This window comes from Pseudomonas sp. LBUM1644, assembly GCF_059716195.1.
The window spans coordinates 1,346,025-1,371,794 of sequence record NZ_CP166812.1 but is presented as its reverse complement, the minus strand read 5'-3'; the positions used below and the strand labels follow the sequence as shown (position 1 = coordinate 1,371,794).

General features: G+C 60.1%; 21 protein-coding genes and 1 pseudogene. 6 read left to right on the top strand and 16 right to left on the bottom strand.

Annotated elements, in window-relative coordinates; translation table 11 throughout:
* Positions 1–56: 56 nt before the first annotated feature.
* The 11 genes from pcaC to pcaR form a co-directional block, all read right to left on the bottom strand.
* Positions 57–449, bottom strand: coding sequence for a 4-carboxymuconolactone decarboxylase (gene pcaC / locus ACA052_RS06255; protein WP_497648861.1), 393 nt, complete (start codon positions 447–449; stop codon positions 57–59).
* A 10-nt stretch (positions 450–459) separates the two neighbouring features.
* Positions 460–1,251, bottom strand: coding sequence for a 3-oxoadipate enol-lactonase (pcaD, locus tag ACA052_RS06250; RefSeq protein WP_497648860.1), 792 nt, complete (start codon positions 1,249–1,251; stop codon positions 460–462).
* A gap of 11 nt (positions 1,252–1,262) precedes the next feature.
* The gene (locus ACA052_RS06245; protein WP_497648859.1) at positions 1,263–2,627 is read right to left on the bottom strand and encodes a 3-carboxy-cis,cis-muconate cycloisomerase; all 1,365 of its coding nucleotides are present in this window, start codon (positions 2,625–2,627) and stop codon (positions 1,263–1,265) included.
* A 45-nt stretch (positions 2,628–2,672) separates the two neighbouring features.
* The gene (locus ACA052_RS06240; RefSeq protein WP_497648858.1) at positions 2,673–3,977 is read right to left on the bottom strand and encodes an MFS family transporter; all 1,305 of its coding nucleotides are present in this window, start codon (positions 3,975–3,977) and stop codon (positions 2,673–2,675) included.
* Positions 3,978–4,170: 193 nt separating this feature from the next.
* Positions 4,171–4,737 (bottom strand): protocatechuate 3,4-dioxygenase subunit alpha, encoded by a 567-nt coding sequence (gene pcaG / locus ACA052_RS06235; RefSeq protein ID WP_497648857.1) that lies wholly within the window; start codon positions 4,735–4,737, stop codon positions 4,171–4,173.
* A gap of 1 nt (position 4,738) precedes the next feature.
* Complete coding sequence (gene pcaH, locus ACA052_RS06230) at positions 4,739–5,443, bottom strand: protocatechuate 3,4-dioxygenase subunit beta (protein WP_497648856.1); 705 nt, start codon at positions 5,441–5,443, stop codon at positions 4,739–4,741.
* Between the two features lie 37 nt (positions 5,444–5,480).
* Positions 5,481–6,686 carry a 3-oxoadipyl-CoA thiolase gene (gene pcaF, locus ACA052_RS06225; RefSeq protein ID WP_497650276.1) on the bottom strand — a complete coding sequence of 402 codons (1,206 nt, stop codon included), beginning with the start codon at positions 6,684–6,686 and terminating at the stop codon, positions 5,481–5,483.
* Positions 6,683–7,462 carry a CoA-transferase subunit beta gene (locus ACA052_RS06220; protein ID WP_497648855.1) on the bottom strand — a complete coding sequence of 260 codons (780 nt, stop codon included), beginning with the start codon at positions 7,460–7,462 and terminating at the stop codon, positions 6,683–6,685. The genes pcaF and ACA052_RS06220 overlap by 4 nt, the downstream gene beginning before the upstream one ends.
* Positions 7,459–8,319, bottom strand: coding sequence for a CoA transferase subunit A (locus tag ACA052_RS06215; protein ID WP_201114129.1), 861 nt, complete (start codon positions 8,317–8,319; stop codon positions 7,459–7,461). Before ACA052_RS06215 ends, ACA052_RS06220 begins: the two co-directional genes overlap by 4 nt.
* A gap of 270 nt (positions 8,320–8,589) precedes the next feature.
* The gene (gene pcaK / locus ACA052_RS06210; protein WP_497648854.1) at positions 8,590–9,936 is read right to left on the bottom strand and encodes a 4-hydroxybenzoate transporter PcaK; all 1,347 of its coding nucleotides are present in this window, start codon (positions 9,934–9,936) and stop codon (positions 8,590–8,592) included.
* Positions 9,937–10,063: 127 nt separating this feature from the next.
* Positions 10,064–10,906 carry a pca regulon transcriptional regulator PcaR gene (gene pcaR / locus ACA052_RS06205; RefSeq protein ID WP_497648853.1) on the bottom strand — a complete coding sequence of 281 codons (843 nt, stop codon included), beginning with the start codon at positions 10,904–10,906 and terminating at the stop codon, positions 10,064–10,066.
* 671 nt (positions 10,907–11,577) lie between these two features.
* Here pcaR and ACA052_RS06200 point away from each other — a divergent pair.
* Both ACA052_RS06200 and ACA052_RS06195 read left to right on the top strand, forming a co-directional pair.
* Entirely contained in the window at positions 11,578–11,778 is a 201-nt protein-coding gene (locus ACA052_RS06200) for a hypothetical protein (protein WP_007935837.1), read from the top strand.
* Between the two features lie 379 nt (positions 11,779–12,157).
* Complete coding sequence (locus ACA052_RS06195; protein WP_497648852.1) at positions 12,158–13,633, top strand: inorganic phosphate transporter; 1,476 nt, start codon at positions 12,158–12,160, stop codon at positions 13,631–13,633.
* Between the two features lie 266 nt (positions 13,634–13,899).
* Here ACA052_RS06195 and ccoM read toward each other — a convergent pair whose 3' ends face one another.
* The 3 genes from ccoM to ACA052_RS06180 form a co-directional block, all read right to left on the bottom strand.
* A complete protein-coding gene (gene ccoM / locus ACA052_RS06190) occupies positions 13,900–14,013 on the bottom strand; it encodes a cytochrome c oxidase subunit CcoM (protein WP_028622453.1) in 114 nt (37 codons plus the stop codon).
* A gap of 145 nt (positions 14,014–14,158) precedes the next feature.
* Positions 14,159–14,320, bottom strand: a complete 162-nt coding sequence (locus ACA052_RS06185) for a hypothetical protein (protein WP_008074569.1) — start codon at positions 14,318–14,320, stop codon at positions 14,159–14,161.
* Between the two features lie 72 nt (positions 14,321–14,392).
* The gene (locus ACA052_RS06180) at positions 14,393–14,734 is read right to left on the bottom strand and encodes an aspartate-semialdehyde dehydrogenase (protein ID WP_497648851.1); all 342 of its coding nucleotides are present in this window, start codon (positions 14,732–14,734) and stop codon (positions 14,393–14,395) included.
* A gap of 243 nt (positions 14,735–14,977) precedes the next feature.
* Between ACA052_RS06180 and rapA the strand changes: the two genes are divergently transcribed.
* Entirely contained in the window at positions 14,978–17,824 is a 2,847-nt protein-coding gene (gene rapA / locus ACA052_RS06175; RefSeq protein WP_497648850.1) for an RNA polymerase-associated protein RapA, read from the top strand.
* Between the two features lie 191 nt (positions 17,825–18,015).
* Here rapA and ACA052_RS06170 read toward each other — a convergent pair whose 3' ends face one another.
* Positions 18,016–19,365: a spinster family MFS transporter gene (locus ACA052_RS06170; protein WP_497648849.1), complete on the bottom strand. Its 1,350-nt coding sequence runs from the start codon at positions 19,363–19,365 to the stop codon at positions 18,016–18,018.
* Positions 19,366–19,735: 370 nt separating this feature from the next.
* On the opposite strand from ACA052_RS06170, the gene ACA052_RS06165 reads away from it, so the two are divergent.
* Together ACA052_RS06165 and ACA052_RS06160 are read left to right on the top strand one after the other, a co-directional pair.
* Positions 19,736–20,101: a YkgJ family cysteine cluster protein gene (locus tag ACA052_RS06165; protein ID WP_497648848.1), complete on the top strand. Its 366-nt coding sequence runs from the start codon at positions 19,736–19,738 to the stop codon at positions 20,099–20,101.
* A gap of 146 nt (positions 20,102–20,247) precedes the next feature.
* Positions 20,248–22,530, top strand: a complete 2,283-nt coding sequence (locus tag ACA052_RS06160; protein WP_497648847.1) for a putative bifunctional diguanylate cyclase/phosphodiesterase — start codon at positions 20,248–20,250, stop codon at positions 22,528–22,530.
* Here ACA052_RS06160 and ACA052_RS06155 read toward each other — a convergent pair.
* Positions 22,421–23,317, bottom strand: a pseudogene (locus ACA052_RS06155) (NAD(P)-dependent oxidoreductase). The gene ACA052_RS06160 and the pseudogene ACA052_RS06155 overlap by 110 nt on opposite strands.
* A gap of 198 nt (positions 23,318–23,515) precedes the next feature.
* Between ACA052_RS06155 and ACA052_RS06150 the strand changes: the two are divergent.
* Complete coding sequence (locus ACA052_RS06150) at positions 23,516–25,711, top strand: hypothetical protein (protein WP_497648846.1); 2,196 nt, start codon at positions 23,516–23,518, stop codon at positions 25,709–25,711.
* Positions 25,712–25,770 lie beyond the last annotated feature (59 nt).

Sequence of the window (25,770 nt, the reverse complement as noted above, 5' to 3'; positions counted from 1 at the left end):
TTCACATTCCGCTGTAGGAGCTGCCGCAGGCTGCGATCTTTTTTGTAGCCGTTACCCTATTCCCGCGACTCAACCCCCAACTCATCCCACACCGACTCGGCCAGATGGAAGGTCGCATTGGCCGCCGGAATGCCGCAGTAGATGGCACTCTGCATGATCACTTCCTTGATCTCGCCGCGGGTCACGCCGCTGTTGGCGGCGGCGCGCAGGTGCAGCTTGAGTTCGTCGTTGCGGTTCATGCCGATCAGCATGGCGATGGTGATCAGGCTGCGGGTATGGCGCGGCAGGCCAGGGCGAGTCCAGATGTCACCCCAGGCGTGGCGGGTGATCATTTCCTGGAACTCCGAGTTGAACTCGGTCAAGGCGTTGAGGCTGCGGTCGACATGGGCGTCACTCAGTACTGCGCGACGGACTTTCAGGCCTTCGTCGTAACGTTGTTTCTCGTCCACAACAATCCCCTTAATGAGCTGACAAAAACGCCAGGACTCGTTCGCTGAAAGCAGCGCCGGCCTGGACGTTGGACAAGTGCGCGGCATAGAACTCGGCGTACTCGGCGCCCGGCACGTGCTCCTGGATGAAATGCCCACCGGACGGTGGCGTGACCGCATCTTCAGTGCCGGCAATCACCAGCAACGGCACCTTGATCGAGGACAACTGGTCGCGGAAATCGGCATCGCGCACAGCGGCGCAATTGGCCGCGTAACCTTCTGGCGAAGTGGCCGCGAGCATGTCGGTGATCTGCTTCGCCGCAGCGGGATTGGCTTCGGCAAAATCCGCGGTAAACCAGCGCGCAATCGATGCATCGCGCAATGCGACCATGGCCGCCGCGCCGTCACGCAGCACGGTTTCGATCCGTGGGTTCCAGATCGACGGATCGCCGATCTTCGCCGCGGTATTGCACACCACCAGTTTGTGCAGACGATGGCCGGCGTTGATTCCCAGCCATTGGCCAATCAGCCCGCCCATCGACAGACCGCAGAAATGCGCCTTTTCGATGTGCAGCGCATCCAGCAGCGCCAGCACGTCGTGACCCAGTTGCTCAATGCTGTACGGCCCCGGCGTCACCAGCGATTGGCCGTGACCACGGGTATCGAAACGCAGCACCCGGAAATGCTTTGTGAACGCCGCAATCTGCGCATCCCACATGTGCAGGTCGGTGCCCAGCGAGTTGGACAGCACCAGCACTGGCGCATCAACGGGCCCATCGAGTTGGTAATTCAGTTCGCCATCGGCGAGTTGTACGAAAGCCACAGCAGTCTCCTTCAGGCAGTCAACGCAGAATGTTCAGCCACTGCTCGTTCGACCCAAGTGTGGGCCTGACCGAGGTAATGGGCCGGGTTCAACAGATGATCGAGTTCAGCAGGCGAGAGCTCGGCGGTCACTTGCGGCTCGTCGCCGAGGACCGCGCGCAGATGCCGTTGCTCGGCCACCGCACGTTTGCAGCATTGCTCCAGTAAATGGTGCGCCGTGTCGCGCCCCACCCGTTGGGCGAGGGCGATGCTGACCGCTTCGGCGAGCACCAGGCCCTGGGTCAGGTCGAGATTGCGGGTCATGCGCTCGGCGTCCACTTCCAGTCCGATCGCCACCAGCAACGCCTGCTTGAGGCTGCCGGACACCAGGCAGCAAATCTCCGGCAGGGTTTCCCACTCGGCATGCCACAACCCGAGGCTGCGCTCGTGCTCTTGCGGCATCGCGCTGAACAGGGTCGAGAGCAAACCGGGCACGCGCGTCGCGGCACCGATCAGCACCGCGGCGCCCACTGGATTGCGTTTGTGCGGCATGGTCGAAGAACCGCCCTTGCCCGGAGCCGAAGGCTCGAAGACTTCCCCCGCTTCGGTCTGCATCAACAGGCTGATGTCGCGACCGAGTTTGCCGAGGCTGCCGGCGATCAACCCCAGTACGGCGCCGAACTCCACCAGACGATCGCGCTGCGTGTGCCAAGGCTGATCCGGTAAACCCAGTGCCAGCTCTGCGGCCAGTGCTTGCGCAATCGGCAGCGCTTGCTCGCCGAGGGCCGCCAGGGTTCCAGAGGCGCCGCCGAACTGCAGCACCAGCAACCGCGGTTTGAGTTCCTGCAGACGTTGCCGGCTGCGGGTCACCGCGCCCAGCCAACCGGCGATTTTCATGCCGAGGGTGACCGGTGTCGCGTGCTGCAACCAGGTGCGTCCCGCCAGCGGTGTGGCGACATAACGTTGGGCTTGAGCCGACAGGGCTTCGCCCAATTGCGCCAGATCGCTTTCGATCAACGCCAATGCCTGGCGCAGTTGCAACACCAGGCCGCTGTCCATCACATCCTGGCTGGTGGCGCCCAGATGCACGTAGCGCTCGGCGTCGGCATCGTGACTCGCGATCTGTTTGCCCAAGGCTTTCACCAGCGGAATAGCCGAATTACCCGCCGTAGCGATCGCCTCCCCGAGGGCGGCGAAGTCGTAATGTTCGGCCCGGCAAGCAGCCTCGATCGGTGCGACCGCAGTCTGCGGAATCAAACCAACGCGCGCCTCGGCCCGGGCCAGCGCGGCTTCGAAATCGAGCATGGCCTGAACCCGGCCCTGATCGCAGAACACCTCACGCATATCGCGGGCAGTGAAATAGGCATCGAACAATTGATTGCCCGGTCGCTCGTTCATAAACAGTCCCTGAAGGCGTGGGCCGGTTCGGCCCACGCAGATGGATCAAAGGTCGTGATGCAGGTATTTCGCCTGTTTGGGCAGACGCAGGCTGAACAGGAACGCCACGGCCATCATCACCGTCACGTACCAATAGAAGGAGTTTTCCATGCCGACGGCCTTGAGGCTCAGCGCGACGTATTCCGCTGAACCGCCGAAGATCGCATTCGCCACCGCATACGCCAGGCCAACGCCCAGCGCGCGCACTTCCGGCGGGAACATTTCGGCTTTTACCAGGCCACTGATCGAGGTGTAAAAACTGACAATCGCCAGCGCCACGGTAATCAGCACAAAGGCCAGGAACGGACTGCTGACACTTTTCAGGCTCAGCAGGATCGGCACGGTAAACAGCGTACCGAGGGCGCCAAACCACAACATCGAATTTCGACGGCCGATCTTGTCCGCGAGCATGCCGAACAACGGCTGCATGCACATATAAAGGAACAGCGCGCCGGTCATGATGTAACTGGCGGTCTTGGCGTGCATCCCGGCGGTGTTCACCAGGTATTTCTGCATGTAGGTGGTGAAGGTGTAGAAAATCAGCGAGCCACCGGCGGTGTAACCGAGCACGGTAATGAACGCGGCTTTATGGTCGCGGAACAGCGCACGAATGCTGCCGGCGTCCTTGTTCTCGCGCATTTCCTTGCTGGTGGTTTCCTTGAGCGAGCGACGCAGGAACAACGAGATCACGGCGGCAACCGCGCCGACCACAAACGGGATTCGCCAGCCGTAGGCGCGCAGGTCGTCTTCGGTGAGGAACTGCTGCAGGATCACCACCAGCGACACCGCCAGCAGTTGTCCGCCAATCAGCGTCACGTATTGGAACGAAGCAAAGAAACCGCGCTGGCCCTTGAGCGCGACTTCGCTCATGTAGGTTGCCGTGGTGCCGTACTCGCCGCCGACCGACAGGCCCTGAAGCAAACGCGCGAACAGCAACATGATCGGGGCCCAGACGCCAATGCTGGAGTAGGTCGGCAGACAGGCGATGAGCAACGAGCCGAAGCACATCATCAGCACCGAGATCATCATCGAGTTCTTGCGCCCGTGCTTGTCGGCGACACGGCCGAAAATCCAGCCGCCGATCGGCCGCATCAGGAACCCGGCGGCGAACACGCCCGCGGTGTTGACCAACTGCACAGTCGGGTTATCGGACGGAAAGAACGCCGGGGCGAAATAGATCGCACAAAAAGCGTAGACGTAGAAGTCGAACCATTCGACGAGGTTGCCGGACGAAGCGCCGACAATGGCGAAGATACGCTTGCTGCGCTCTTCGCCCGTGTAATGAACTGGAGTCGCTGTGGGTGTTGTCATTGTTTTTCACTCAATGGGGACAGTGAGAGTCTAGACATACTTCGCAACAGTCCCGTTCCGCAGATGGATCTGCAAAGCAATTCCCCTGTGGGAGCGGGCTTGCTCGCGAAGACGTTGTGTCAGTCGATATCAATGTTGCCTGATACACCGCCTTCGCGAGCAAGCCCGCTCCCACAGGTTTTGTGGTGTTCACTTAATAATCAAAGAACACCGTCTCTGCGTCTGTGCTTTGCAAAATCACATTCCACTGATAAACACCCCCGGCATCCTTCTTCGCCAGCAACGTATCCCGACGATCAGCCGGCACACACTCCAGCAACGGGTCCGCCACGTTGGCCGGTTCGCCATCAAAGTAAATCCGCGTCAGCAAGTGCTTCACCAGCCCGCGAGCAAACACCAGCACCACCAGATGCGGCGCCTGGGTCGTGCCTTTCAGACCTTGCACCGTACCCGGCTTGATCGTGGTGAAGCGAAAGCGCCCTTCGGCATCCACTGGCACCCGGCCAAACCCTTCGAAGTTCGGGTCCAGGGGTTTGTCCTGGTCATCTTCCGGGTGATCGTACTTGCCCGCCGCGTTGGCCTGCCAGACTTCCAGCATCGCATCGTTGACGACGTCGCCGTTGCCATCCACCACTTGCCCGGTGATCGCCACGCGCTCGCCAAGGGTCTGTTCGACGGTCAGGTTTTCGCGGTTCAGCCAGGTCAGGCCAATGTGGTAGTACGGCCCGACGGTGTGGGACGTGGTCGCGTTCAGCGTCATCTTATTTCTCCATCGGCGTGGCTTCGCGGCCGCGCAAGACGATGTCCCAGCGATAACCGAGGGCATAGGAAGGGATGGTTTTTTCCAGGTCGAAACTGGCGATTAAACGCTCTTTGGCGCGGGTATCGGGCACGCAGTTGTAGATCGGGTCGTACGCCAGCAGCGGATCGCCCGGGAAATACATCTGGGTCACCAGGCGCGTCAGAATGCTCGGCCCGAACAGCGAGAAATGGATGTGCGCCGGGCGCCAGGCGTTGTGATGGTTGCCCCACGGATAGGCGCCGGGCTTGATGGTCTGGAATTGGTACCCGCCATCGGCGTCGGTCACGGTGCGGCCGGTGCCGGTGAAATTCGGGTCCAGTGGCGCGTCATGCACGTCGCGATCATGGTTGTAGCGACCGGCGGCGTTGGCCTGCCAGATCTCCACCAGAATCCCCGGCACCGGCAATCCATCTTCATCCAGCACACGGCCGTGAATGATGATGCGTTCGCCCTGTGGTTCGCCCGTGTGCTGCGCGGTCAGGTCATTGTCCTTCTCGCTGACACGCTCGGCACCGATGGTCGGGCCGGTAATTTCCGACAACGAATGCGGCAAAAACACCAACGGTTTGGACGGCGAGCGACGGTTGGTAGATTGGTACGTCGGGTGCAGGTAGTCCGGCTGAGTGCCCGCCTGCGGGCGACGGTAACCAGGCTTGTCAGTCATTTCGCTTTCCTCTGTTCTTATTCGTCGACGTGGCGTGTCAGACGCGTTCAATTGCCAAGGCCAGGCCTTGGCCGACGCCCACACACATGGTCGCCAGACCTTTCTTGCCTTGAGTCTTTTCAAGCTGATGCAGCGCCGTCAGCACCAGACGCGCACCGCTCATGCCCAACGGATGGCCCAAGGCAATGGCGCCACCGTTCGGGTTGACCTGAGCAGCGTCGTCCGCCAGCCCCAATTCACGCAACACCGCCAAGCCTTGGCTGGCAAACGCTTCGTTGAGTTCGATCACGTCGAAATCGCTGACCGCCAGACCGAGGCGTTCGGTCAGTTTGCGCACCGCCGGGACCGGACCAATGCCCATGACCCGAGGCGCGACACCGGCGCTGGCCATGCCCAGCACTTTGGCGCGAGCGGTCAGGCCGTGTTTTTTCACGGCATCGCCAGAGGCTAGGATCAACGCCGCCGCGCCGTCGTTCACGCCCGAGGCATTGCCGGCGGTGACGGTTTTGTCGGGACCGTTGACTGGCTTCAATTTGGCCAGGGTTTCCAGGGTGGTATCGGCGCGAGGATGTTCGTCCTGGCTGACAACCGTTTCGCCTTTTTTGTGGGCAATGCGCACTTCAACGATTTCTTCAGCGAAAAAGCCGGCGGCTTGCGCGGCGGCTGTCCGCTGCTGACTGCGCACGGCGAAAGCGTCCTGATCCTCGCGGGACACTTCGTAATCGTCGGCCACGTTATCAGCGGTCTGCGGCATCGCATCGACGCCGTATTGAGCCTTCATCAACGGGTTGATAAAGCGCCAGCCAATGGTGGTGTCTTCCAGTTTCATGTTGCGCGAGAACGCCGCATCGGCCTTGCCCATCACGAACGGTGCACGGGACATCGACTCGACGCCGCCGGCAATCGCCAGCTCCATCTCGCCGCTGGCAATGGCGCGAAACGCAGTGCCAATAGCGTCCATGCCCGAAGCGCAGAGGCGATTGAGGGTCACGCCCGGAATGGTTTCCGGCAGGCCCGCCAGCAACAACGCCATGCGCGCCACATTACGGTTGTCTTCGCCGGCCTGGTTGGCGCAGCCGAGGAAGACCTCGTCTACCGCGTTCCAGTCCACCGACGGGTTGCGCTCCATCAGCGCCTTGATCGGCACAGCCGCCAGGTCGTCGGCGCGAACCGTCGACAAGCCACCGCCGAAACGGCCAATGGGTGTACGAATGGCATCGCAGATATAAACGTCACGCATCAGGCTTCTCCGGGTGCTTGGCCGTGGGCCGCAGCGGTGCGGGCTTCCAGATCCCTGAGCGCTGTCAGTTCGACCTCAGTTGGCTCGGCAGTGTTTTCAACAGTGTTTGCGAAGCGAATCGCCCAACCGGTCGCGGCAGTCACTTGTTCGCGGGTCACACCCGGGTGCAGCGCGGTGACCACGAATTCATGGGTGCCGGCTTCCGGTTCCATGATGCACAGGTCGGTGATGATGCCGACCGGACCGGCGCCCGGCAGACCGAGACGCTTGCGCGAATCGCCGCCCTCGCCATGGCCGACCGAGGTGATGAAATCGAGCTTGTCGACGAACGAGCGGGCCGACTGCTTGAGGATGATCAGTACGCTTTTGGCCGAGCCAGCGATTTCCGGTGCGCCACCGGCCCCCGGCAGGCGGACTTTCGGCTGGTGATAGTCACCCACGACGGTGGTGTTGATGTTGCCGAAACGGTCGACCTGCGCGGCGCCGAGGAAACCGACGTCGATGCGCCCGCCCTGCAGCCAGTAGCGAAAAATCTCACCCGTCGGGACAACGGTGTCAGCGGTTTCCGCCAACTCGCCGTCACCAATCGACAGCGGCAGTACGCTCGGTTTGGCACCGATCGGACCCGATTCGTAGATAAGGACGACATCCGGCGAGGACGTCAGACGCGCCAGGTTGGCCGCTTTCGACGGCAAGCCAATACCGACGAAGCACACCGAACCGTTCTTCAGACGGCGAGCGGCAGCAACGGTCATCATCTCATTAGTGGTGTAAGTCATTTCGTCACCTGCGAAGCAGCGGCCAGCTTGGCCTGGAACTCGCTGAAGTCAGCGCAGCCATGGATGTACTCGTTGATCCACGCGGTGAAGGTTTCACGGTCGCGGGCAATCGGGTCCCAGGCTTGGTAGAAACGATTGTCGCGCTCGTTGTAACCGTGGGCGTAGGAAGGATGTGCGCCACCCGGCACGTGGCAGACCGCGCTCAACGCCCAGGTAGGCAGCACACAGGAGTTCATCGGCGCATTGAGGTCATCGACGATTTCTTCGACCGTGACGATGCAACGCTTGGCCGCCAGTGCGGCTTCTTTCTGCACACCGAGAATGCCCCACAGCAGCACGTTGCCTTTGCGGTCGGCTTTCTGCGCGTGGATCACGGTGATGTCCGGACGCACCGAAGGTACGGCGGCCAGCACTTCGCCGGTGAACGGGCAGGTGACGGTTTTGATCAACGGGTTGACCTTCGGCAGGTCGGAGCCGGCGTAGGCACGCAGCACCGCGAACGGCAGGCCCGATGCGCCAGCGACGTAGGCATTCGCCAGGTCAGCGTGGCTGTGTTCTTCGATTTCCAGCGGGTGCGGCCACTGCTTCTCGACCGCGTCGCGCAGACGATGCAGCGAACCGACGCCCGGATTACCACCCCAGGAAAAAATCAGCTTGCGAGCACAACCGGCACCGATCAATTGGTCGTAGATCAGGTCAGGCGTCATCCGCACCAGCGTCAGATCTTTCTTGCCCTGGCGAATGATTTCGTGACCCGCCGCCGTAGGGATCAGATGAGTGAAGCCTTCGAGCGCGACGGTATCGCCGTCGTTAACGAATTGCTTCACCGCGTCGTGCAGCGAAAGGATTTCAGCCATGGGGCAGGCTCCCGATTTGTTATGAACCGACAGTGGATGAAAGGGCGCGATGCGCGCGCCGGAGTGAGTGAAGAGTAAGCCTCGGGAAAACCCCAAACAATCCGATAATCGACTGAGCGTTCGATTATCGAACATATTGTTGTTTGGCTATCGTTCCGAGTTGCCTGTAAAAGATCGCAGCCTGCGGCAGCTCCTACAGGGTACGCATTCCCATGTAGGAGCTGCCGCAGGCTGCGATCTTTCCCGCCACACCGCTATCTCAATCCAGGATCAGGTCGCATCCGCATGACTGACCAGGCCCTTGATCACCACCGCCGTGGTCGCCAACGCTGCCGGAATCACCAGGGCCGTCAGCACCTGTTCAAAATTCCAGCCCAGCCCCAACAGCGTGGCGCCCATCCACGCCCCAAGAATCGCGCCGAAGCGGCCAATCCCGAGCATCCACGACACCCCGGTCGCCCGCCCCTGAGTCGGATAAAACCGCGCCGCCAGCGACGGCATTGCCGATTGCGCGCCGTTGACACACATCCCGGCCACCAACACCAGGGTCGCCAACACCGTGATGTTGCCCAGGCTCTGCCCAACCGCGTAGGCAAACACCCCGGCCAGCAAGTAGAAAGTGCCGATAACCTTGTGCGGATTGAACCGGTCCATCGCCCAGCCTACGCCGACCGCGCTCAACACGCCGCCGAACTGGAACAACGCGCCAATGAATGCCGCCTGCTCCATGCTCGCGCCGCTGTCGCGCATCAGGGTCGGCAACCAACTGGTCAACAGGTAAACAATCACCAGGCCCATGAAGTAGGTCAGCCATAACAACAGGGTGCCGGTGCTGTAAGTGCCGGAGAAGATCACCGCAAAAACGTTGCGCGCCTGCACGGTTTTCTGTTCCGGCACGCTGAAGCTGGAAGCCTGTGCAACGACCGTCGGATCGATGGGCGCCAGCGCCTTGCGGACTTTGTCGGTGCCGCGATTGCGCACCACCAGGTAACGCGCCGACTCCGGCAGCCAGAGCAGCAAGACCACGCCAAGCATCAGCGGCAGTATCCCGCCGATCAGCAACAGGCTGTGCCAGCCGAACGCCGGAATCAGTTTGGCGGAAATAAATCCGCCACCCGCCATACCGAGGTTGAAGCCGCAGAACATACTGGTCACCAGCAGGGATTTCTTGCGCTCCGGGGTGTATTCGGAGAGCAATGTCGTGGCGTTCGGCATGCCGGCGCCGAGGCCCAGCCCCGTCAGGAATCGCAGTACCAGCAATTGATCGACGTTGGCGCTGTAGGCCGATGCCAGGCTGAAGGCACCGAACAACAGCACCGCGCCCACCAGGACGATCTTTCGTCCGAAGCGGTCCGCCAATGGGCCGGAACCCAGCGCACCGAAGACCATGCCGATCAACGCCGCACTCATGACCGGGCCAAGACTGGCACGGTCAATGCCCCAGTCCTGGGACAGTGCCGGCGCAATAAAGCCCATGGCCGCAGTGTCGAGGCCATCGAGGAAGACAATCAGGAAACACAGGATCACCACTCGCCATTGGTAGCGCGAAATGGGTTGAGCATTGATGAAGGACTGCACATCGAGGCAGTTTCCTACAACAGACTGAGGCTGGTTCATTATTTTTATTCCACGCGAGAACGCAGTCGGACAGGAGTCAGCCTAGGCTGACGCTGCCGCGACATTAGTTATCCAGGTGAAAGAGCGTCAATTCGATAAACGCGACTCTGGGCGATTATCGAACAGCTTAGGCGAAAAGCTGAGCGCTGAGGTCGCGGCTGGCCGACAGGAGGCCAGGCAGAAAACGCTGTTCCAGCTCACTGCGACTGACCCGGCCGGCGTGGGTACTGACGTTCAGCGCCGCCACCACCTGGCCGGAAGCGTCGTACACCGGAACGGCAATCGAGCGCAGGCCTTGCTCCAGTTCCTGATCGACAATGCACCAACCTTGTTGCCGCACCTCTTGCAGGCATTCGAGCAACGCCTGCGGGGTATGCAGCGTGCGGCTGGTCTTGGCTTGCAGCTCCGCATGGTCGAGGTATTCACCCAGCGACGTGTCGTCCAGCGCAGCCAGGAGAATCCTGCCCATGGACGTGCAATAGGCCGGCAGGCGTCCGCCTACCGAGAGGTCGACAGAGATCAATCGTTGAGTCGTCGCCGAACGGGCGATGTACAAAATGTCATCGCCTTCCAGCGTGGCCATGTTGCAGGCTTCGTGCAGTTGTTCACTCATGCGGTCCAGATACGGCTGTGCGGACACCGCCAGCGGAGTCGACGAGACATAGGCGTGGCCGAGGGTCAGTACTTTGGGCAGCAGCGAATACGTGCGGCCGTCGGTGGTGGCGTAGCCGAGCTTGATCAATGTGTGCAGGCAACGTCTTACAGCGGCGCGGGGAATTTCCGTACGGTGGCTGATCTGGGCGATGGTCAAGTGGCGTTTGCGCTCCTGGAACGCTTGCACCACCGCCAGGCCGCGGGCCAGGGACGTCATGAAGTCCGGGTCACCGGTCATTGCCTGAATCCGTTTGGCGGGAGAGGCGACGATCGGCGGCGCTACTGATGCGAAGGCGTTGCGCAATTGATCATTCATATCAGGTCCTTTTTTTCCACACGGATCAGCGGCCATTACAAGCGGCTTCAGACCTGAGACACAAGCCCGGACACGCTACATCGGGCGATTATCGAACCATCGATCGATAATCGCAATCATCCCGCCCAAAGCTCGCCCACCGCCCCGAGCGCGTTAGAAGTTCTAGCAGTTGCCTCGACGGGAACTTAAAGGGGCGGATGTTATGCCTTAAGTTGTACGATTGAATGGCGCCAGAAAGGCATCACTGCAAAGTGGGTTCGCTGTTCACCTAGTTCCGTAAAGTTCGAGCAACAAGACAATCACACATCAAGATCTACTTTTAACTTTTTGGAGATAGTGTTCTTCGAATCGACCGCTATAATGCAATTCAGTGGCTGCACGGTTTTATTGCCGATTCGGCCACCTGGTAGCGCAATGTTCCATCGCCGCTACTCGCAGCAAGCGCTTGACGCTCATCCTGTGTCCCGCCAACGCGCTCGCTGAATGAAACAGGAAACTGATGCTGCGTCAGCTGTTTATCTCTGGTGTCGTGGCCGCCTGCAACATGGAAGTATTGTTCACCTACCGTAAAAGGTTGCCTTGTTCGGCATTGTCCTTTCTACGAGCGTGGTCAATTGACTCGATGCAGCGCGTTTCACCAGAAATTTATCTCAACTCAATCAGGTAGCACTGTGACGAAAGACGAACTGCGCGCGGAACTTGAGCGCCAGGAACAACGTTACAAGGAAGTTTACGGCGGGGAAGTCACCACCTACGCCGCTCAGCCCGAACCGGAACGCAAACCCTGGCGTAAACGCGCCACCGTTCAGGATCAGGCTTTTACCCAGGAATTGCAGAAGATGGAAAAAGAGCTCAAAGCCGAAGAGCCATGACCGCTTCGGCCTGAATTTTTTTCAAGGGTCTGCGTCTGCACCCCGTTAAAAGCGGGATGTATCGACGATGCCTTTCGCGCCCGCTACGAGCGGGCAGCGGCCACCTCACCCATGGGATGAGGTAAATGGCTCATGTCTGACCCTCTTCTCAGATATTTCACACAAGCGTCCCCGTCTCTCGCCTCCACGAGAGAATCCCTTGTGCCTGCTGTCTTTTCGACTGAATTCAATGACTTGCAAAACCCGGCAAAACACTGGGGTTTAGGCTATCGTCACAAACTAATTCATTGAAGAATGTTACCGATGAGCAGCTAGTGCATCGATTAACAGTCTTTTCTGGCATAATCGCGCCCCCTTATGACCGGGTCAGAAAACCTAAATGATCGATTTATTCAGCGGACTGGATGCTTGGGTGCTTGTGAGCCTCTTGCTCGCCCTGGCCTTTGTCCTCGCCTTCGAGTTCATCAACGGCTTTCATGACACCGCTAACGCGGTGGCCACTGTTATCTACACCAAAGCCATGCCGCCTCATCTGGCGGTGTTCTTTTCCGGTGTGTTCAACTTTCTCGGCGTGCTGCTGGGCGGTGTTGGCGTGGCGTACGCCATCGTCCACCTGCTGCCGGTAGAACTGCTGATCAATGTGAACACCGGTCACGGGCTGGCCATGGTGTTCTCGCTGCTCGCCGCCGCCATCACCTGGAACCTGGGCACCTGGTACTTCGGTATCCCGGCCTCCAGCTCCCACACCTTGATCGGTTCAATTCTCGGTGTTGGCCTGGCGAACGCCCTGATCAACGACATTCCGTTGGCCGACGGCGTGAACTGGCAGAAAGCGATCGATATCGGCGCCTCCCTGGTGTTCTCGCCAATGGCCGGCTTCATTGTCGCGGCACTGGTGCTGATCGGCCTTAAATGGTGGCGCCCCCTGTCGAAGATGCACAAGACGCCGGACCAGCGCCGCAAGCTCGACGACAAGAAGCACCCGCCATTCTGGAACCGCCTGGTATTGGTGATTTCGGCCATGGCCGTGAGCTTCGTGCACGGCTCCAACGACGGCCAGAAAGGTATCGGCCTGATCATGCTGGTCCTGATCGGCATCGTGCCGGCCCAGTTCGTACTCGACCTTAGCAGCACCACCTACCAGATCGAACGCACCCGCGACGCGACCCTGCACCTGAGCCAGTTCTACAAGCGCAATGCCGACACGCTGGGTGAATTCCTGGCGCTGGGCAAAAGCGTGGAAGGCGATCTGCCGGAGAAATTCCGTTGCAACCCGCAACAAACCGAACCGACCATCGCCGCCCTGCTCGACACCCTTAAAGGCGTAGCGGACTACCACTCGCTGCCGGCGGAAAGCCGCATCGAAGTACGTCGCTACCTGCTCTGCCTGGACGACACCGCGAGAAAAGTCGGCAAATTGCCTACGTTGGCAGCCCGTGAAAAGGCTGACCTGGATAAACTGCGCAAAGACCTGACCACCACCACTGAATACGCCCCGTTCTGGGTGATTCTGGCGGTCGCCCTGGCGCTGGGCCTGGGCACCATGGTCGGCTGGAAACGCGTGGTGCTGACCATCGGCGAGAAGATCGGCAAGCAAGGCATGACTTACGCACAAGGCATGTCGGCCCAGATCACCACCGCCTGCATGATCGGCCTGGCCAACATCTTCAGCCTGCCCGTGTCCACCACCCACGTCCTATCCTCGGGCGTGGCCGGCACCATGGTCGCCAATAAAAGCGGCCTGCAAGGCGGTACCGTGAAAACCATCCTGCTGGCCTGGGTACTGACCCTGCCAGCGACAGTGGCCCTGTCGGCCGGCCTGTTCTGGCTGGCCTCGAAGGCATTGGGCAGCTGATACATAGTGGCTAAATAAAAAGGCGCGTTCCGTGAGGTTCGCGCCTTTTTTGTGGTCGACCGTTAAAAGCCCAAGATCAAAAAATCGCAGCCTGCGGCAGCTCCTACAGGGTGTACACATTCCTCTGTAGGAGCTGCCGCAGGCTGCGATCTTTTGATCTTGACGCACAGCCCCCCAAACAACAGATACATCACAAAAATCGCACAAAAAAAAGGGCAACCGAAGTTGCCCAAAATGCCTTGCGTGCTCATTACATCCAGAAAGAACTACGGTTTGCGCTTATGCGAATCCTTCCAGATAAAAAATCCAAACCCGGCAAAAAACACAACCATGAGGCTGACTGTCAGCACCCCGGCGATCACCACGTTGTCGAAAAACATGACGGGCCTCCTGGACTTGCCCTGTTGCGATAGGGCTAAGTTAACCAATCAGGCAGGAGAGAAAATTGACCGGGATCAATGTCGCCCGAGACTGGGCGTAAAGGAGGGGAAATAACTGACCTGCATCAATCGATGCAGGGGGGTATTAACGCTTTTTCGGTTTGTTCTTCGGCTTCTTCTTGGCTTTACCCAACGGCATGGCCTGCTCGAATGCCTGGCGCACTTCATTCAGGCGCTTTTCATTGAGGTCATGAACCCGCTTGGCGCGTTCAGCATTAAGATCAATCAACTTGTCGTCTTGGCTCATGGTGCTCAGTACATCGCTAAACGGGTTTGTCGCAATAATGCGGCCTGACGCAAGCGCTGACCAGTCGCAACCTCAAATCTGGATATCAACCCACAGCCCCTGACGCGGCTCATCGTCCATCAATGGCGCCACCGGCACCGTGTTGTCGGCATTCAGCTCATTACCCGGAATCGCCAGGTGCTCCTCCGGGTCTTCATCGGCCTCGCGACGGCGTCGTTGCTGTTCCTGCTTGCGGCGCTGCTCCTCTCGCAACTGAAAGGCCGCTTCTTCCGGATCGCGCTGCTGCAGGTCGATGGTGCTCTCGTTGGAGCTTTCCTGCACCGGGACGACCGGCGGAATATCCGGACGCTGGCGGATCGGGTCCTGCTGTGAGGTGATCGGCACGGCACTCAAGGGGAGCATCGGTAGCAGCATAATTGGGGTTCTCCTGTCAGCAGGCTGTCGGCTGTATAGAGGGCGACTTGAGCCATCAGTCGCAAACTGTGACCCGGTTGGCACTTGTAGGAGCTGCCGAAGGCTGCGATCTTTTGATCTTCGCCGTTGAAGCAAGATCAAAAGATCGCAGCCTTCGGCAGCTCCTACACATGAGTTATCTTTGGCCCTGAAGCCCTCATTCCGTTAAGATAGCCCGCTTTTTCAAGGTGGGAGTCAGGCAGCATGGCGCAGCAGTATCAACCGGGGCAACGCTGGATCAGTGACAGCGAAGCCGAGCTGGGTTTAGGCACCGTTCTGGCACAGGACGGCCGCTTGTTGACCGTGCTCTACCCGGCCACTGGCGACACTCGCCAGTACGCGCTACGGAATGCGCCCCTCACCCGCGTGCGGTTTTCTCCCGGTGACTCGATCACTCACTTCGAAGGCTGGAAACTGACCGTACAGGAAGTCGACGACGTCGACGGCTTGCTGGTCTACCACGGCCTCAACGCGCAGAACGAAGTGGTCACCCTGCCGGAAACCCAGCTGTCGAACTTCATTCAGTTCCGTCTCGCCAGTGACCGTCTGTTCGCCGGCCAGATCGACCCGCTGGCCTGGTTCTCCCTGCGCTATCACACCCTGGAACACACCAGCCGCCAGCTGCAGTCCGCACTCTGGGGCTTGGGTGGCGTGCGTGCGCAACCGATCGCGCACCAGTTGCACATTGCCCGTGAAGTCGCCGACCGCATTGCGCCGCGGGTTCTGCTGGCGGACGAAGTGGGCCTGGGCAAGACCATCGAAGCCGGCCTGGTGATCCATCGCCAACTGCTGTCGGGCCGCGCCAACCGCGTGCTGATCCTGGTTCCGGAAAACCTGCAGCACCAGTGGCTGGTCGAGATGCGCCGCCGCTTCAACCTGCAAGTCGCGCTGTTCGACGAAGAACGCTTCATCGAAAGCGATGCCGCCAACCCGTTCGAAGACACCCAGCTCGCGCTGGTGGCACTCGAATGGCTGGTGCACGACGAGAAGGCCCAGGACGCGCTGTTCGCCGCCGGCTGGGACCTGATGGTCGTCGACGAAGCCCACCACCTGGTCTGGCACGAAGAAAAGGCCAGCCCGGAGTATTCGCTGGTCGAGCAATTGGCCGAAGTCATTCCCGGCGTCCTGCTGCTGACCGCGACCCCGGAACAACTGGGCCAGGACAGCCACTTCGCCCGTCTGCGCCTGCTCGACCCGAACCGTTTCCATGACCTGCACGCCTTCCGCGCCGAGAGCGAAAACTATCGCCCGGTGGCCGAAGCCGTTCAGGAGCTGCTGGACAAGGGGCGCCTGTCGCCTGAAGCGCACAAGACCATTCACGGTTTCCTCGGCAACGAAGGCGAAGCGCTGCTGACCGCCGTCAATGATGGCGACACCGAAGCCAGCGCCCGTCTGGTCCGCGAATTGCTGGACCGCCACGGCACCGGCCGCGTGCTGTTCCGAAACACCCGCGCCGCCGTGCAAGGCTTCCCGGAGCGCAAACTGCATCCGTATCCGCTGCCGTGCCCGGACGAATACCTCGAACTGCCATTGGGCGATCATGCCGAGCTGTACCCGGAAGTCAGCTTCCAGGCCCAGCCGGACGCCAACGAAGAAGAACGCTGGTGGAAATTCGACCCGCGCGTCGAGTGGCTGATCGATACGCTGAAGATGCTCAAGCGCACCAAAGTGCTGGTGATCTGCGCCCACGCCGAAACCGCCATGGACCTGGAAGACGCGTTGCGCGTGCGTTCCGGCATTCCGGCCACGGTGTTCCACGAGGGCATGAACATCCTCGAACGTGACCGCGCCGCCGCCTACTTCGCCGACGAAGAGTTTGGCGCGCAAGTGCTGATCTGCTCGGAAATCGGCAGTGAAGGCCGCAACTTCCAGTTCTCGCACCACTTGGTGCTGTTCGATCTGCCAGCGCACCCGGACCTGCTGGAGCAGCGTATCGGTCGTCTGGACCGGATCGGCCAGAAACACATCATCGAACTGCACGTGCCGTACCTGGAAACCAGCCCGCAAGAGCGCCTGTTCCAGTGGTACCACGAAGCACTGAACGCATTCCTCAATACCTGCCCGACCGGCAACGCCTTGCAGCATAAGTTCGGCCCGCGCCTGCTGCCGCTGCTGGAAAATGCCGACGATGGCGAATGGCAAGCGCTGATCGACGAGGCCCGCAACGAGCGTGAGCGCCTGGAAGCCGAGCTGCACACTGGCCGTGACCGCTTGCTGGAGCTCAACTCCGGCGGCGCTGGCGAAGGCGATGCACTGGTCGAGGACATTCTCGAGCAAGACGATCAGTTCGCCCTGCCGATCTACATGGAAACCCTGTTCGACGCCTTCGGTATCGACAGCGAAGACCATTCCGAAAACGCGCTGATCCTCAAGCCGAGCGAAAAAATGCTCGACGCCAGCTTCCCGCTCGGCGATGACGAAGGCGTGACCATCACCTACGACCGCAACCAGGCGCTGTCTCGCGAAGACATGCAATTCATCACCTGGGAACACCCGATGGTGCAAGGCGGCATGGACCTGGTCCTGTCCGGCTCGATGGGCAACACCGCCGTCGCGTTGATCAAGAACAAGGCGCTGAAACCCGGCACCGTGTTGCTGGAGCTGCTTTACGTCAGCGAAGTGGTTGCCCCGCGTTCGCTGCAACTGGGCCGTTACCTGCCGCCGGCCGCCCTGCGTTGCCTGCTCGATGCCAATGGCAACGACCTGTCGGCCCGGGTGTCGTTCGAGACGCTCAACGATCAACTGGAAAGCGTGCCTCGCGCCAGCGCCAACAAGTTCATCCAGGCCCAGCGCGACCAGCTGACGCCACGGATCAATGCCGGCGAAGAGAAGATTTTCCCGCGTCATGCCGAACGCGTTGCCGAGGCGCAGCGTCGACTGGCGGCCGACACCGACGAAGAACTCGCGCGCCTGACCGCGTTGCAAGCGGTCAACCCGACCGTACGCGACAGCGAACTGGTTGCCCTGCGCAATCAGCGCGAGCAAGGCTTGGCCATGCTCGATAAGGCTGCGCTGCGACTGGAAGCGATTCGGGTGTTGGTGGCGGGTTAATTTCCCTCTGCTCCGCAGAAACAAGAAGGCCCGCAGTGATGCGGGCCTTTTTGCATTCTGCAGTGTTGCGGTGCTGCCACGGACGCCAAGATCGCAGCCTTCGGCAGCGCCTACAGTGTCCGTGTCGAGCACAAAATCTGTGAACGCGACTGAACCCTGTAGGAGCTGCCGCAGGCTGCGATCTCTTGATCTTAAGCAGTCGCCACCGCAACCCCAGGCTCAACCACCGCCACCAACCCTTCTTTCATCCGCTTGGCATCGCGTACAAAACACCGCGAAGCCAAAAACAAAAACACCATGGTGAAAAACAGCGCCACCGGGATCAGGTACATGGCGTCATGCAGGCCGACCGCCTTGAATGCCTCGGTCATCTGCTCGGCACCCGCCGCCAGCATGGCCGTGTGGGCAAAGTGATCGGACAAACCACCCACCACCACCGGCCCCAGTCCACCGCCCAACAAATACAACCCGGCAAAGAACAGCGCCATGGCCGTCGCCCGCAAACGCGGCTCGACCACGTCCTGAATCGCCGTGTAAACGCAGGTGTAGAAGTTGTAGGCAAACAACCAGCCCACACTGAACACCGCCACAAACACGCCGATTTCTATTCGCCCCGAATGCAGTGCCCAGGCCGTGCACACGGTGGAGATAATCAGGCTGAACGCCGCGAACAACAGTCGGCCATTGGCCACCCGCTGGTGAATCTTGTCGGCGACCCAGCCACCCAGCGTCAGGCCGAACAAACCGGTCACACCGACGATCACCCCGGTCGCCACCGCCGCTTCCTGCAACGGCATCAGGAAATACCGCTGCAGCATCGGCACCAGAAATGAGTTGCAGGCATACGTGGCGAAGTTGAAGCACAGCCCCGCCATCACCAGCCACAAAAAGGTCGGCACTGCCAGCACGCGGCGGATCGGCCGATCGACGCGTTCCTGGGACACTTGCACGCTTTCCGCCGCCCCGCGTTTCGGTTCTTTGATGAAAAACATGAAGATTGCCAGGATCAGCCCCGGCACCGCTGCGATGAAAAACGGCGCACGCCAACTGTCGAAGGCTTTGACCATGGTACCGATGGTGAAGAACGCCAGCAGCAGCCCTAGCGGCAGACCGAGCATGAAAATGCCCATCGCCCGCGCACGGCGGTGGGCCGGGAACAGGTCGCCGATCAGTGAGTTGGCCGCGGGTGCGTAACTGGCTTCACCGATGCCGATGCCCATGCGCACGATCAGGAAGCTCCAGAAGCTCCCCACCAGTCCGTTGATCGCCGTGAGCCCGCTCCACGCCGCCAGGCCCCAGCCCATCAACTTGCTGCGGGAACCGGTATCGGCCAGTCGCCCCAGCGGCAGCCCGGCGATCGCATAGACGAGGGTGAATGCCGTCCCGATGATCCCCAGCTGGAAGTCGCTGAGGTGCCACTCCATGCGGATCGGCTCGATAATGATGGCCGGGATGGTTCGGTCGAAGAAGTTGAACAGGTTCGCCAGGAACAGCAGGAACAGAATGCGCCAGGCATTCGCCGCTTGGGTCGAGTTCTGCATGGGGTCCGTCTCTTTTATTGTTATGGGGCTTCACTGCCCCCGGAAACTGCAATTTAGTCAGGCTCGCCCGGCCTGTCTGTCATCATTCGCCAGCCTGATACCAAGCCATCGCAACCGAGCCCGCCCAAACACCATCCCCCTGTGGGAGCGGGCTTGCTCGCGAATGCAATCTGTCAGTCGCCTTATTTGCTGACCGACACACCGCTTTCGCGAGCAAGCCCGCTCCCACAGGGGAATTGCGGTGTTTTTCATGGCCCGACCGAGGGTCGAAAAATACCTGTCGCGCCCCCTTCCCAAGCCCAAGGCAAAGCCTAGAATAGCGGCCTTGTCTGACCCACCGCTGCCCCCCATCCTCCTTTGATTATCGCCCATGTCCGAAGCCAGTCCGTGTCTGAATTGCGGTGCCTGCTGTTCCCATTTTCGCGTGTCTTTTTTCTGGGGTGAATGCACCTCGGCCGGGGGCACGGTGCCTGACGAACTGGTCGCGCCCATCAGTCCCAGTCGGGTCGCCATGCTCGGCACAGACTGCAAACCCACGCGCTGCGTCGGGCTGGTCGGTGAAGTGGGCAGTACCGTGCAGTGCTCGATTTACGATCAGCGTTCCAGCACCTGCCGGGAATTCGATGCGTCCTGGGCCAATGGCGAGGCGAACGTGGATTGCGACGCCGCGCGCGCAGCATTCGGGTTGCCAGCCCTGCTACCTGACGTCGAACCGCTGTACGAACAGAGCGCTTGACGCTTAGTGCCAATCGCTATTTATCTAATGCCAAAATCATTAGAACCAATATGCCACCATCGCTTGCGCTCTGTGCACGGCCTCTATACTCCAAAGCATTCGCCAGCAGTCATGGCGTCGGACAGGGTGTAACAACAGGGCATGCTATGGAGTGGCTTGGTTTGCATTTCATTACCGAGCTTCCACAGAGTGGGCAGGTAATACTCGATTGCGCACATGACCCTTTTTTGGTGCTGCTGGCTTATGTCGTCGCCTGTGTCGGCGGCTTTGCCACGCTGGACATGGCCGAACGGGTCGGCCACGCCGAAAAGCCCGAGTCGCAGCGACTCTGGCGCTGGGTCGGTGCCGGATGTCTGGCCGGCGGGATCTGGGCCATGCATTTCATCGGCATGCTGGCGTTCCAGGCACCGATCCAGACGCATTACCAACTGCCCGTCACCCTCCTTTCGCTGTTGATCGTCCTGCTCGCTTCGTGGCTGGCGATGCACACCCTCAGCCGTCCTCGCCCGAGCTTTGGGCAGTGTCTGAAGGCTTCGATCTGGATTGGCCTGGGCATTGCCGCCATGCATTACGTGGGCATGACCGCCCTGCATTCGAGTGCAGTGGTCTATTACCAACCGGCGCTCTTCGCCCTCTCCATCGTGGTTGCGATTGGCGCCAGCCTCGCTGCCTTGTTGATATCCAGCCATCTGCGCGATGGCACGGGCCTGTTCCATCAACTGCTCAAGTACTGTGCCAGCCTGGTGCTCGGGGCGGGCATTGTGAGCATGCATTTCACCGGCATGGCGGCATTCAATCTGGTGCTGCCCGCCGGCAACCTGCAGACGCTGCCCGGTGAAAACAATCACCTGCAACTGGGGCTGACCGTGGCGATCATGACGCTACTGATCATCGGCAGCAGTATCAGTGCAGCGCTGGCGGACAAGAAGCTGCAACACAAGGAACGAGACCTGCAACGGGTCAACGCGCTACTCAGTCAACTGGACCAGGCGCGCATGTCGCTGCAACAGGTGGCGCATTACGACGCCTTGACCAACCTCATCAACCGCCGTGGCTTCAACCAGATCTTCGCCGAGAAACTCATCGAAAAGACCAACGAGGGCGGCATGCTGGCGGTGCTGTTTCTGGACATTGACCATTTCAAGCGGATCAACGACAGCCTCGGCCACGACGCCGGTGACGAATTGCTCAAAGTCCTCGCCGACCACATCAAGGGTTCGGTACGCTATCACGAGGACGTGGTGGCGCGCTTTGGCGGAGATGAATTCTGCCTCCTCATCGGTCTGCATGATCGCGAAGAAGCGCGGCACATGGCCCAGCGCATCATGCTGAAAATGAAGGAGCCCATCGAGCTGGCCGGGCGACGCATGGTCATGACCACCAGTATCGGTATCAGCCTGTTTCCGCAGGACGGCAAAACGTGTGAAGAGCTGCTGAAAAACGCCGACCTGGCGCTGTACCAATCCAAAGGCAACGGCCGCAACGGCGTGAATTTCTTCAGCCCCAACCTGAAAACCCGCGCCACCCTGGAGCTGCAAACGGAGGAAGAACTGCGTCATACCCTGCGCGAAAACACCGGGCTCGTGCTGCATTACCAACCCATCTATGACTTGCAAACCGGCCAGGTCAGTAAGCTGGAAGCGCTGGTACGCTGGCAACACCCGGTCCATGGATTGCTGGCCCCGGATCGCTTCATCGCCATCGCCGAGGCCAATGGCCTGATCGCCGAGCTGGACAATTGGGTGCTGCGCAAGGCCTGCGAGGACTTGGCCGAGTTGTCGCGCCAGGGTTGCGAAACACTGAAGATTGCCGTGAACTGCTCGCCCCTGAACCTGGGGCGTGAAGAGCTGGCCGACGAAATCGAACACGCACTGCGCAGCGCCGGGGTGGCGCCGCAGCGCCTGGAACTGGAGGTGACCGAGAACGCACTGATGGACAATATCGCCAACACCCTGGGGTTACTGCGCCAGATTCGGGCCCTGGGCGTGTCACTGTCGATCGACGACTTCGGCACCGGTTATTCGTCGTTGGCTTACCTCAAGCGCTTGCCGCTGAACACGTTGAAGATCGACCGCTCGTTCATCCAGGACATTCCCACCGCCACTCAAGACATGGAAATCGTCCAGGCCATTATCGTCATGGCCCATACCCTGCATTTGCAGGTGGTCACCGAAGGCGTCGAAACGTTCGAGCAATACGATTTTCTCGAACGCCACGGCTGCGACTTCGTTCAGGGTTACCTGCTGAGTCGTCCAGTGCCGCTGGCTGAGTTGCACCCGGTGCTAAACGAAATCAACCAGCGCAATCAGTCGCGCGTCGTCACTTCGTTGAGCCAGGCTCGCGGTACATCTGCACTAGCGTCGACGGATCTTTTTCAAGGAAACCCTGCGCCCCATGCAATCGCATCAGTTGTGCGGCCAATCCGCTGATTGGTGTGGCCGAGCCCTGTTCGCGGGAGAACTTGACGGCTGTATCAAGATCCTTGAGCAACGTACGGACATGCCACTTCACCGGTTCGAAGTGACTCTGCGCCATTAGCGGGGCCAGGATCTGCAAAGGTTTTTAATCGGCAAAGCCACCGGCCAGGGCTTCGGCGATCAACCCGGCGTCGACACCGGAGCGCTCGGCCAACGCCACGACTTCGGCGATCACCAGCGCATTGCAGGCGACGATCATCTGATTGCACGCCTTGGTCACCTGCCCGGCCCCGACGCCGCCCATGTGGGTCACCCGCTGACCGAGGCTGTGCAGCACCGGTTTGACTCGCTCGAGGTCTGCTGCGTCGCCGCCCGCCATAATCGCCAAGCTGCCGGCCTCTGCGCCGACCACGCCGCCGGACACCGGGGCATCGAGCCAGCTCATGCCGGTTTTACTCGCCAGCTCTGCGGCCATTTCCCGGGTGGCGGTCGGCTCCAGGCTGGAAAAATCCACCAGCAATTGACCGCGTTTCGCCCCCTCGACTACCCCGCCCGCACCAAAAACCACCTCGCGCGCCACCGATGTATCCGCCAGGCACAACATCACCACGTCGACGTTTTGGCACAGTTGTGCAGGCGTGGTCACTTGTCGGGCGCCCGCCTCGACCAGCGGCGCGCACTTCGCCTGGGTGCGATTCCACACGGTCAGCGGATAGCCCGCTGCCAGCAGGCGTCGGCACATCGGCAAGCCCATCAGGCCGATGCCGGCGAAGCCGAGCGAAGGTAACGTAGCCATCATCTGGCCTCCTTTTGATTAAAGATCGCCGAATATTGGCCGATTCATCATGACTAAGGAAAGGATTCCCCCTAGCGATGTTCAGGCCACAGTCCTGACGCTCGGGCCAAATACGCGCTAAAAAAAGACGCGAGACCCCATTCCGTGATGGTTCGACGATAGCTTGTCGCCGAGCCAAACAGCCCAGGTACATGGCGCCCAATGACTTCTAAAACTAATCCGGCCACTACGGTTTCCGATCTGACACTGAGCCCCGCGGCGAACAGCCCCTCATCGTCGAAGCCATTGATCCCGTCTCGCCCGTTGGCTACTCAGCAATACCTTTACTTCACCGAAACCAACACCGACCGCATCCTCGATAACCTCGACGGCTTGCGCGACATGGTGTTCCCGCGCCCACCGCATCTGGAAGGCGACAGCGAACATCACAGCGACCAGGAATTCCCGTCGGTGTGCCTGATCGGACTGGGACGCTGCGGCTCGAACATCGCGCTGGACGTCGCGGAGCTGGTGTACAACGCCCGCAAGTTCTACCTCAACGAGTTCAATAACGAAGACCGTCTGTCGCCAGACAAACGCTATGCGGAAAAAGGCTACAGCCCGGCACAATGGATTCGTAACAACCTGCGCCTGGGGACCAACAAAGGCGCCAAACCGGTGTTCCTGGTGGAACCGCTGGTCATGCTGGGTGACTTGGACAAAGACATCGCCGGGCGCATCCGTTTTTCGCGTAAAGGCGAAAAAAGCGGATTCCTGCGCGACTACAGCAAAATGAAAATCATGGACTTGTCGGAAGTCCACGCCGGTGGCGCCGGTAACGCGCCGATCCTCGGCCAATACCTGGCCAAGATCATCCTGAACAAGGACACCCAGCGTTTCTCCAGCCCGGACTGGAAGATGATTCACTCGTACCTGATCGACAGCTGCGGGATCAAGGCCAACCAGTCCCGCCTGTATTTCTCGATCTTCAGTGCCGGCGGCGGTACCGGTTCGGGCATGGCCTCGGAATTCGGCCTGGCCCAGCAGCACTCGTACATGAACAAAACGTTCGACACCAAACCGATGGACGAGCACGACGGCAAGAGCGGTCATTCCTTCGTCTTCGAGCCGATCTTCACCAGCGGCATTTGCGTACTGCCGAACATTTCCGATCACCGCAGTGAAATGTCCGAGGCGCTGCACATCAACGCCGGTCGCCTGCTGTGCAAATACCTGTCGGAAGAGTGGGACTTCTCCTACAACTTCGCCAACGAAGACAGCAGTGAAGCCAGCGTCATGGGCCGTATCCGCCCGTGGAACGCGATGATGCTGATCTCCAACGACATCATGCGGTATGCCGAAGAAAGCGATGACGGCAACATCCAGAACATCGACGTCAACGCGATGGAAAAGCACGCCAACCAGTACATCTCGCAGCAGATCTTCAACATTCTGACGGCGCAGGCAGTCACGACTGACTACGACCAGAACTATTTCCGTCGGGCCGGCATTGATATCGGCGAGACCATTCGCCTCGACGCCAACGACCTGTTCATGAGTCTGGCCGGCCCCGTGGCGATTGCCTACGCCGAGTCCGTGGTGCCGGAAACCCCGGTGCCGAGCAACGACAAATTCAAGGTGTTCGAGAAAGAGCCCCAGCGCCTGAACATCGACGACCTGTTCTTCCGCTCCATCGACCTGCCGCACTTCAACAAGGTTACCCAGGCCATCGAAGGCATCAGCCTGTTGCCGATCGAGTCCAAGCGCTATCGCGCCTCGCTGGAGCAGTACAAGAATTCGGGTTATGACGCGGCCGCGTTGCACGACCTGCACTTCTTCAAGAACTGCTCATCGGTGGTGTCGATCGTTTCGTTGCCCAAAGACTACAAGTTGTCCTACATGGACCTGAACCGGTTGAAGACGCACCTCAACAGCCTGTTCCCGAACACCACGCTCAAGCGCTACGCGCTAGTGATCGGCGCTTCGGCGAACTTGTCGTTGACCACGTTGATCGCCAAAAGCCCGTGCCTGTCGGACGATTTCCTGACCCTGATCGTGGCGTTCATCAAGCGTTGCTTTGCGAAAAACCCGTACCGCTTTGATGACACCCTGGACAACTCGATCCTGGACTTCATCATCAATGAAGAATTCGACGAAGACCGGATCGATGACTTGCTCAACGAATTCGAGAACCCGGCGAAGATCCTCGACACCAACTGGTACGCGATCAAGCCGATGTACGAGAAAAAGTACCGTGAGCTGATCAACGACAAGGAAAAGTTCGTCTCGATCAACGACATCCGCCTGTCCCGGGACTGCGTGAAGAAGGCGATCAAGTACTTGCGTGAGATTTATCGTCACCGGATTGGCAAGACCAAGGTTATTTCGCTCAATAACCACACCGGCAAGACCGCTTGATTTAAGCGCCCCCAAAAGATCGCAGCCTTCGGCAGCTCCTACAGGTGTACACATGCCCT

Bases quoted from the DNA above. Each gene is read 5' to 3' on its own strand.
- ACA052_RS06245 (WP_497648859.1), bottom strand. From the start codon at position 2,627: ATGAACGAGCGACCGGGCAATCAATTGTTCGATGCCTATTTCACTGCC.
- ACA052_RS06240 (WP_497648858.1), bottom strand. From the start codon at position 3,977: ATGACAACACCCACAGCGACTCCAGTTCATTACACGGGCGAAGAGCGC.
- pcaG (WP_497648857.1), bottom strand. From the start codon at position 4,737: ATGACGCTGAACGCGACCACGTCCCACACCGTCGGGCCGTACTACCAC.
- pcaH (WP_497648856.1), bottom strand. From the start codon at position 5,443: ATGACTGACAAGCCTGGTTACCGTCGCCCGCAGGCGGGCACTCAGCCG.
- ACA052_RS06220 (WP_497648855.1), bottom strand. From the start codon at position 7,462: ATGACTTACACCACTAATGAGATGATGACCGTTGCTGCCGCTCGCCGT.
- ACA052_RS06215 (WP_201114129.1), bottom strand. From the start codon at position 8,319: ATGGCTGAAATCCTTTCGCTGCACGACGCGGTGAAGCAATTCGTTAAC.
- pcaK (WP_497648854.1), bottom strand. From the start codon at position 9,936: ATGAACCAGCCTCAGTCTGTTGTAGGAAACTGCCTCGATGTGCAGTCC.
- pcaR (WP_497648853.1), bottom strand. From the start codon at position 10,906: ATGAATGATCAATTGCGCAACGCCTTCGCATCAGTAGCGCCGCCGATC.
- ACA052_RS06195 (WP_497648852.1), top strand. From the start codon at position 12,158: ATGATCGATTTATTCAGCGGACTGGATGCTTGGGTGCTTGTGAGCCTC.
- ccoM (WP_028622453.1), bottom strand. From the start codon at position 14,013: ATGTTTTTCGACAACGTGGTGATCGCCGGGGTGCTGACAGTCAGCCTC.
- ACA052_RS06185 (WP_008074569.1), bottom strand. From the start codon at position 14,320: ATGAGCCAAGACGACAAGTTGATTGATCTTAATGCTGAACGCGCCAAG.
- ACA052_RS06180 (WP_497648851.1), bottom strand. From the start codon at position 14,734: ATGCTGCTACCGATGCTCCCCTTGAGTGCCGTGCCGATCACCTCACAG.
- rapA (WP_497648850.1), top strand. From the start codon at position 14,978: ATGGCGCAGCAGTATCAACCGGGGCAACGCTGGATCAGTGACAGCGAA.
- ACA052_RS06170 (WP_497648849.1), bottom strand. From the start codon at position 19,365: ATGCAGAACTCGACCCAAGCGGCGAATGCCTGGCGCATTCTGTTCCTG.
- ACA052_RS06165 (WP_497648848.1), top strand. From the start codon at position 19,736: ATGTCCGAAGCCAGTCCGTGTCTGAATTGCGGTGCCTGCTGTTCCCAT.
- ACA052_RS06160 (WP_497648847.1), top strand. From the start codon at position 20,248: ATGGAGTGGCTTGGTTTGCATTTCATTACCGAGCTTCCACAGAGTGGG.
- ACA052_RS06150 (WP_497648846.1), top strand. From the start codon at position 23,516: ATGACTTCTAAAACTAATCCGGCCACTACGGTTTCCGATCTGACACTG.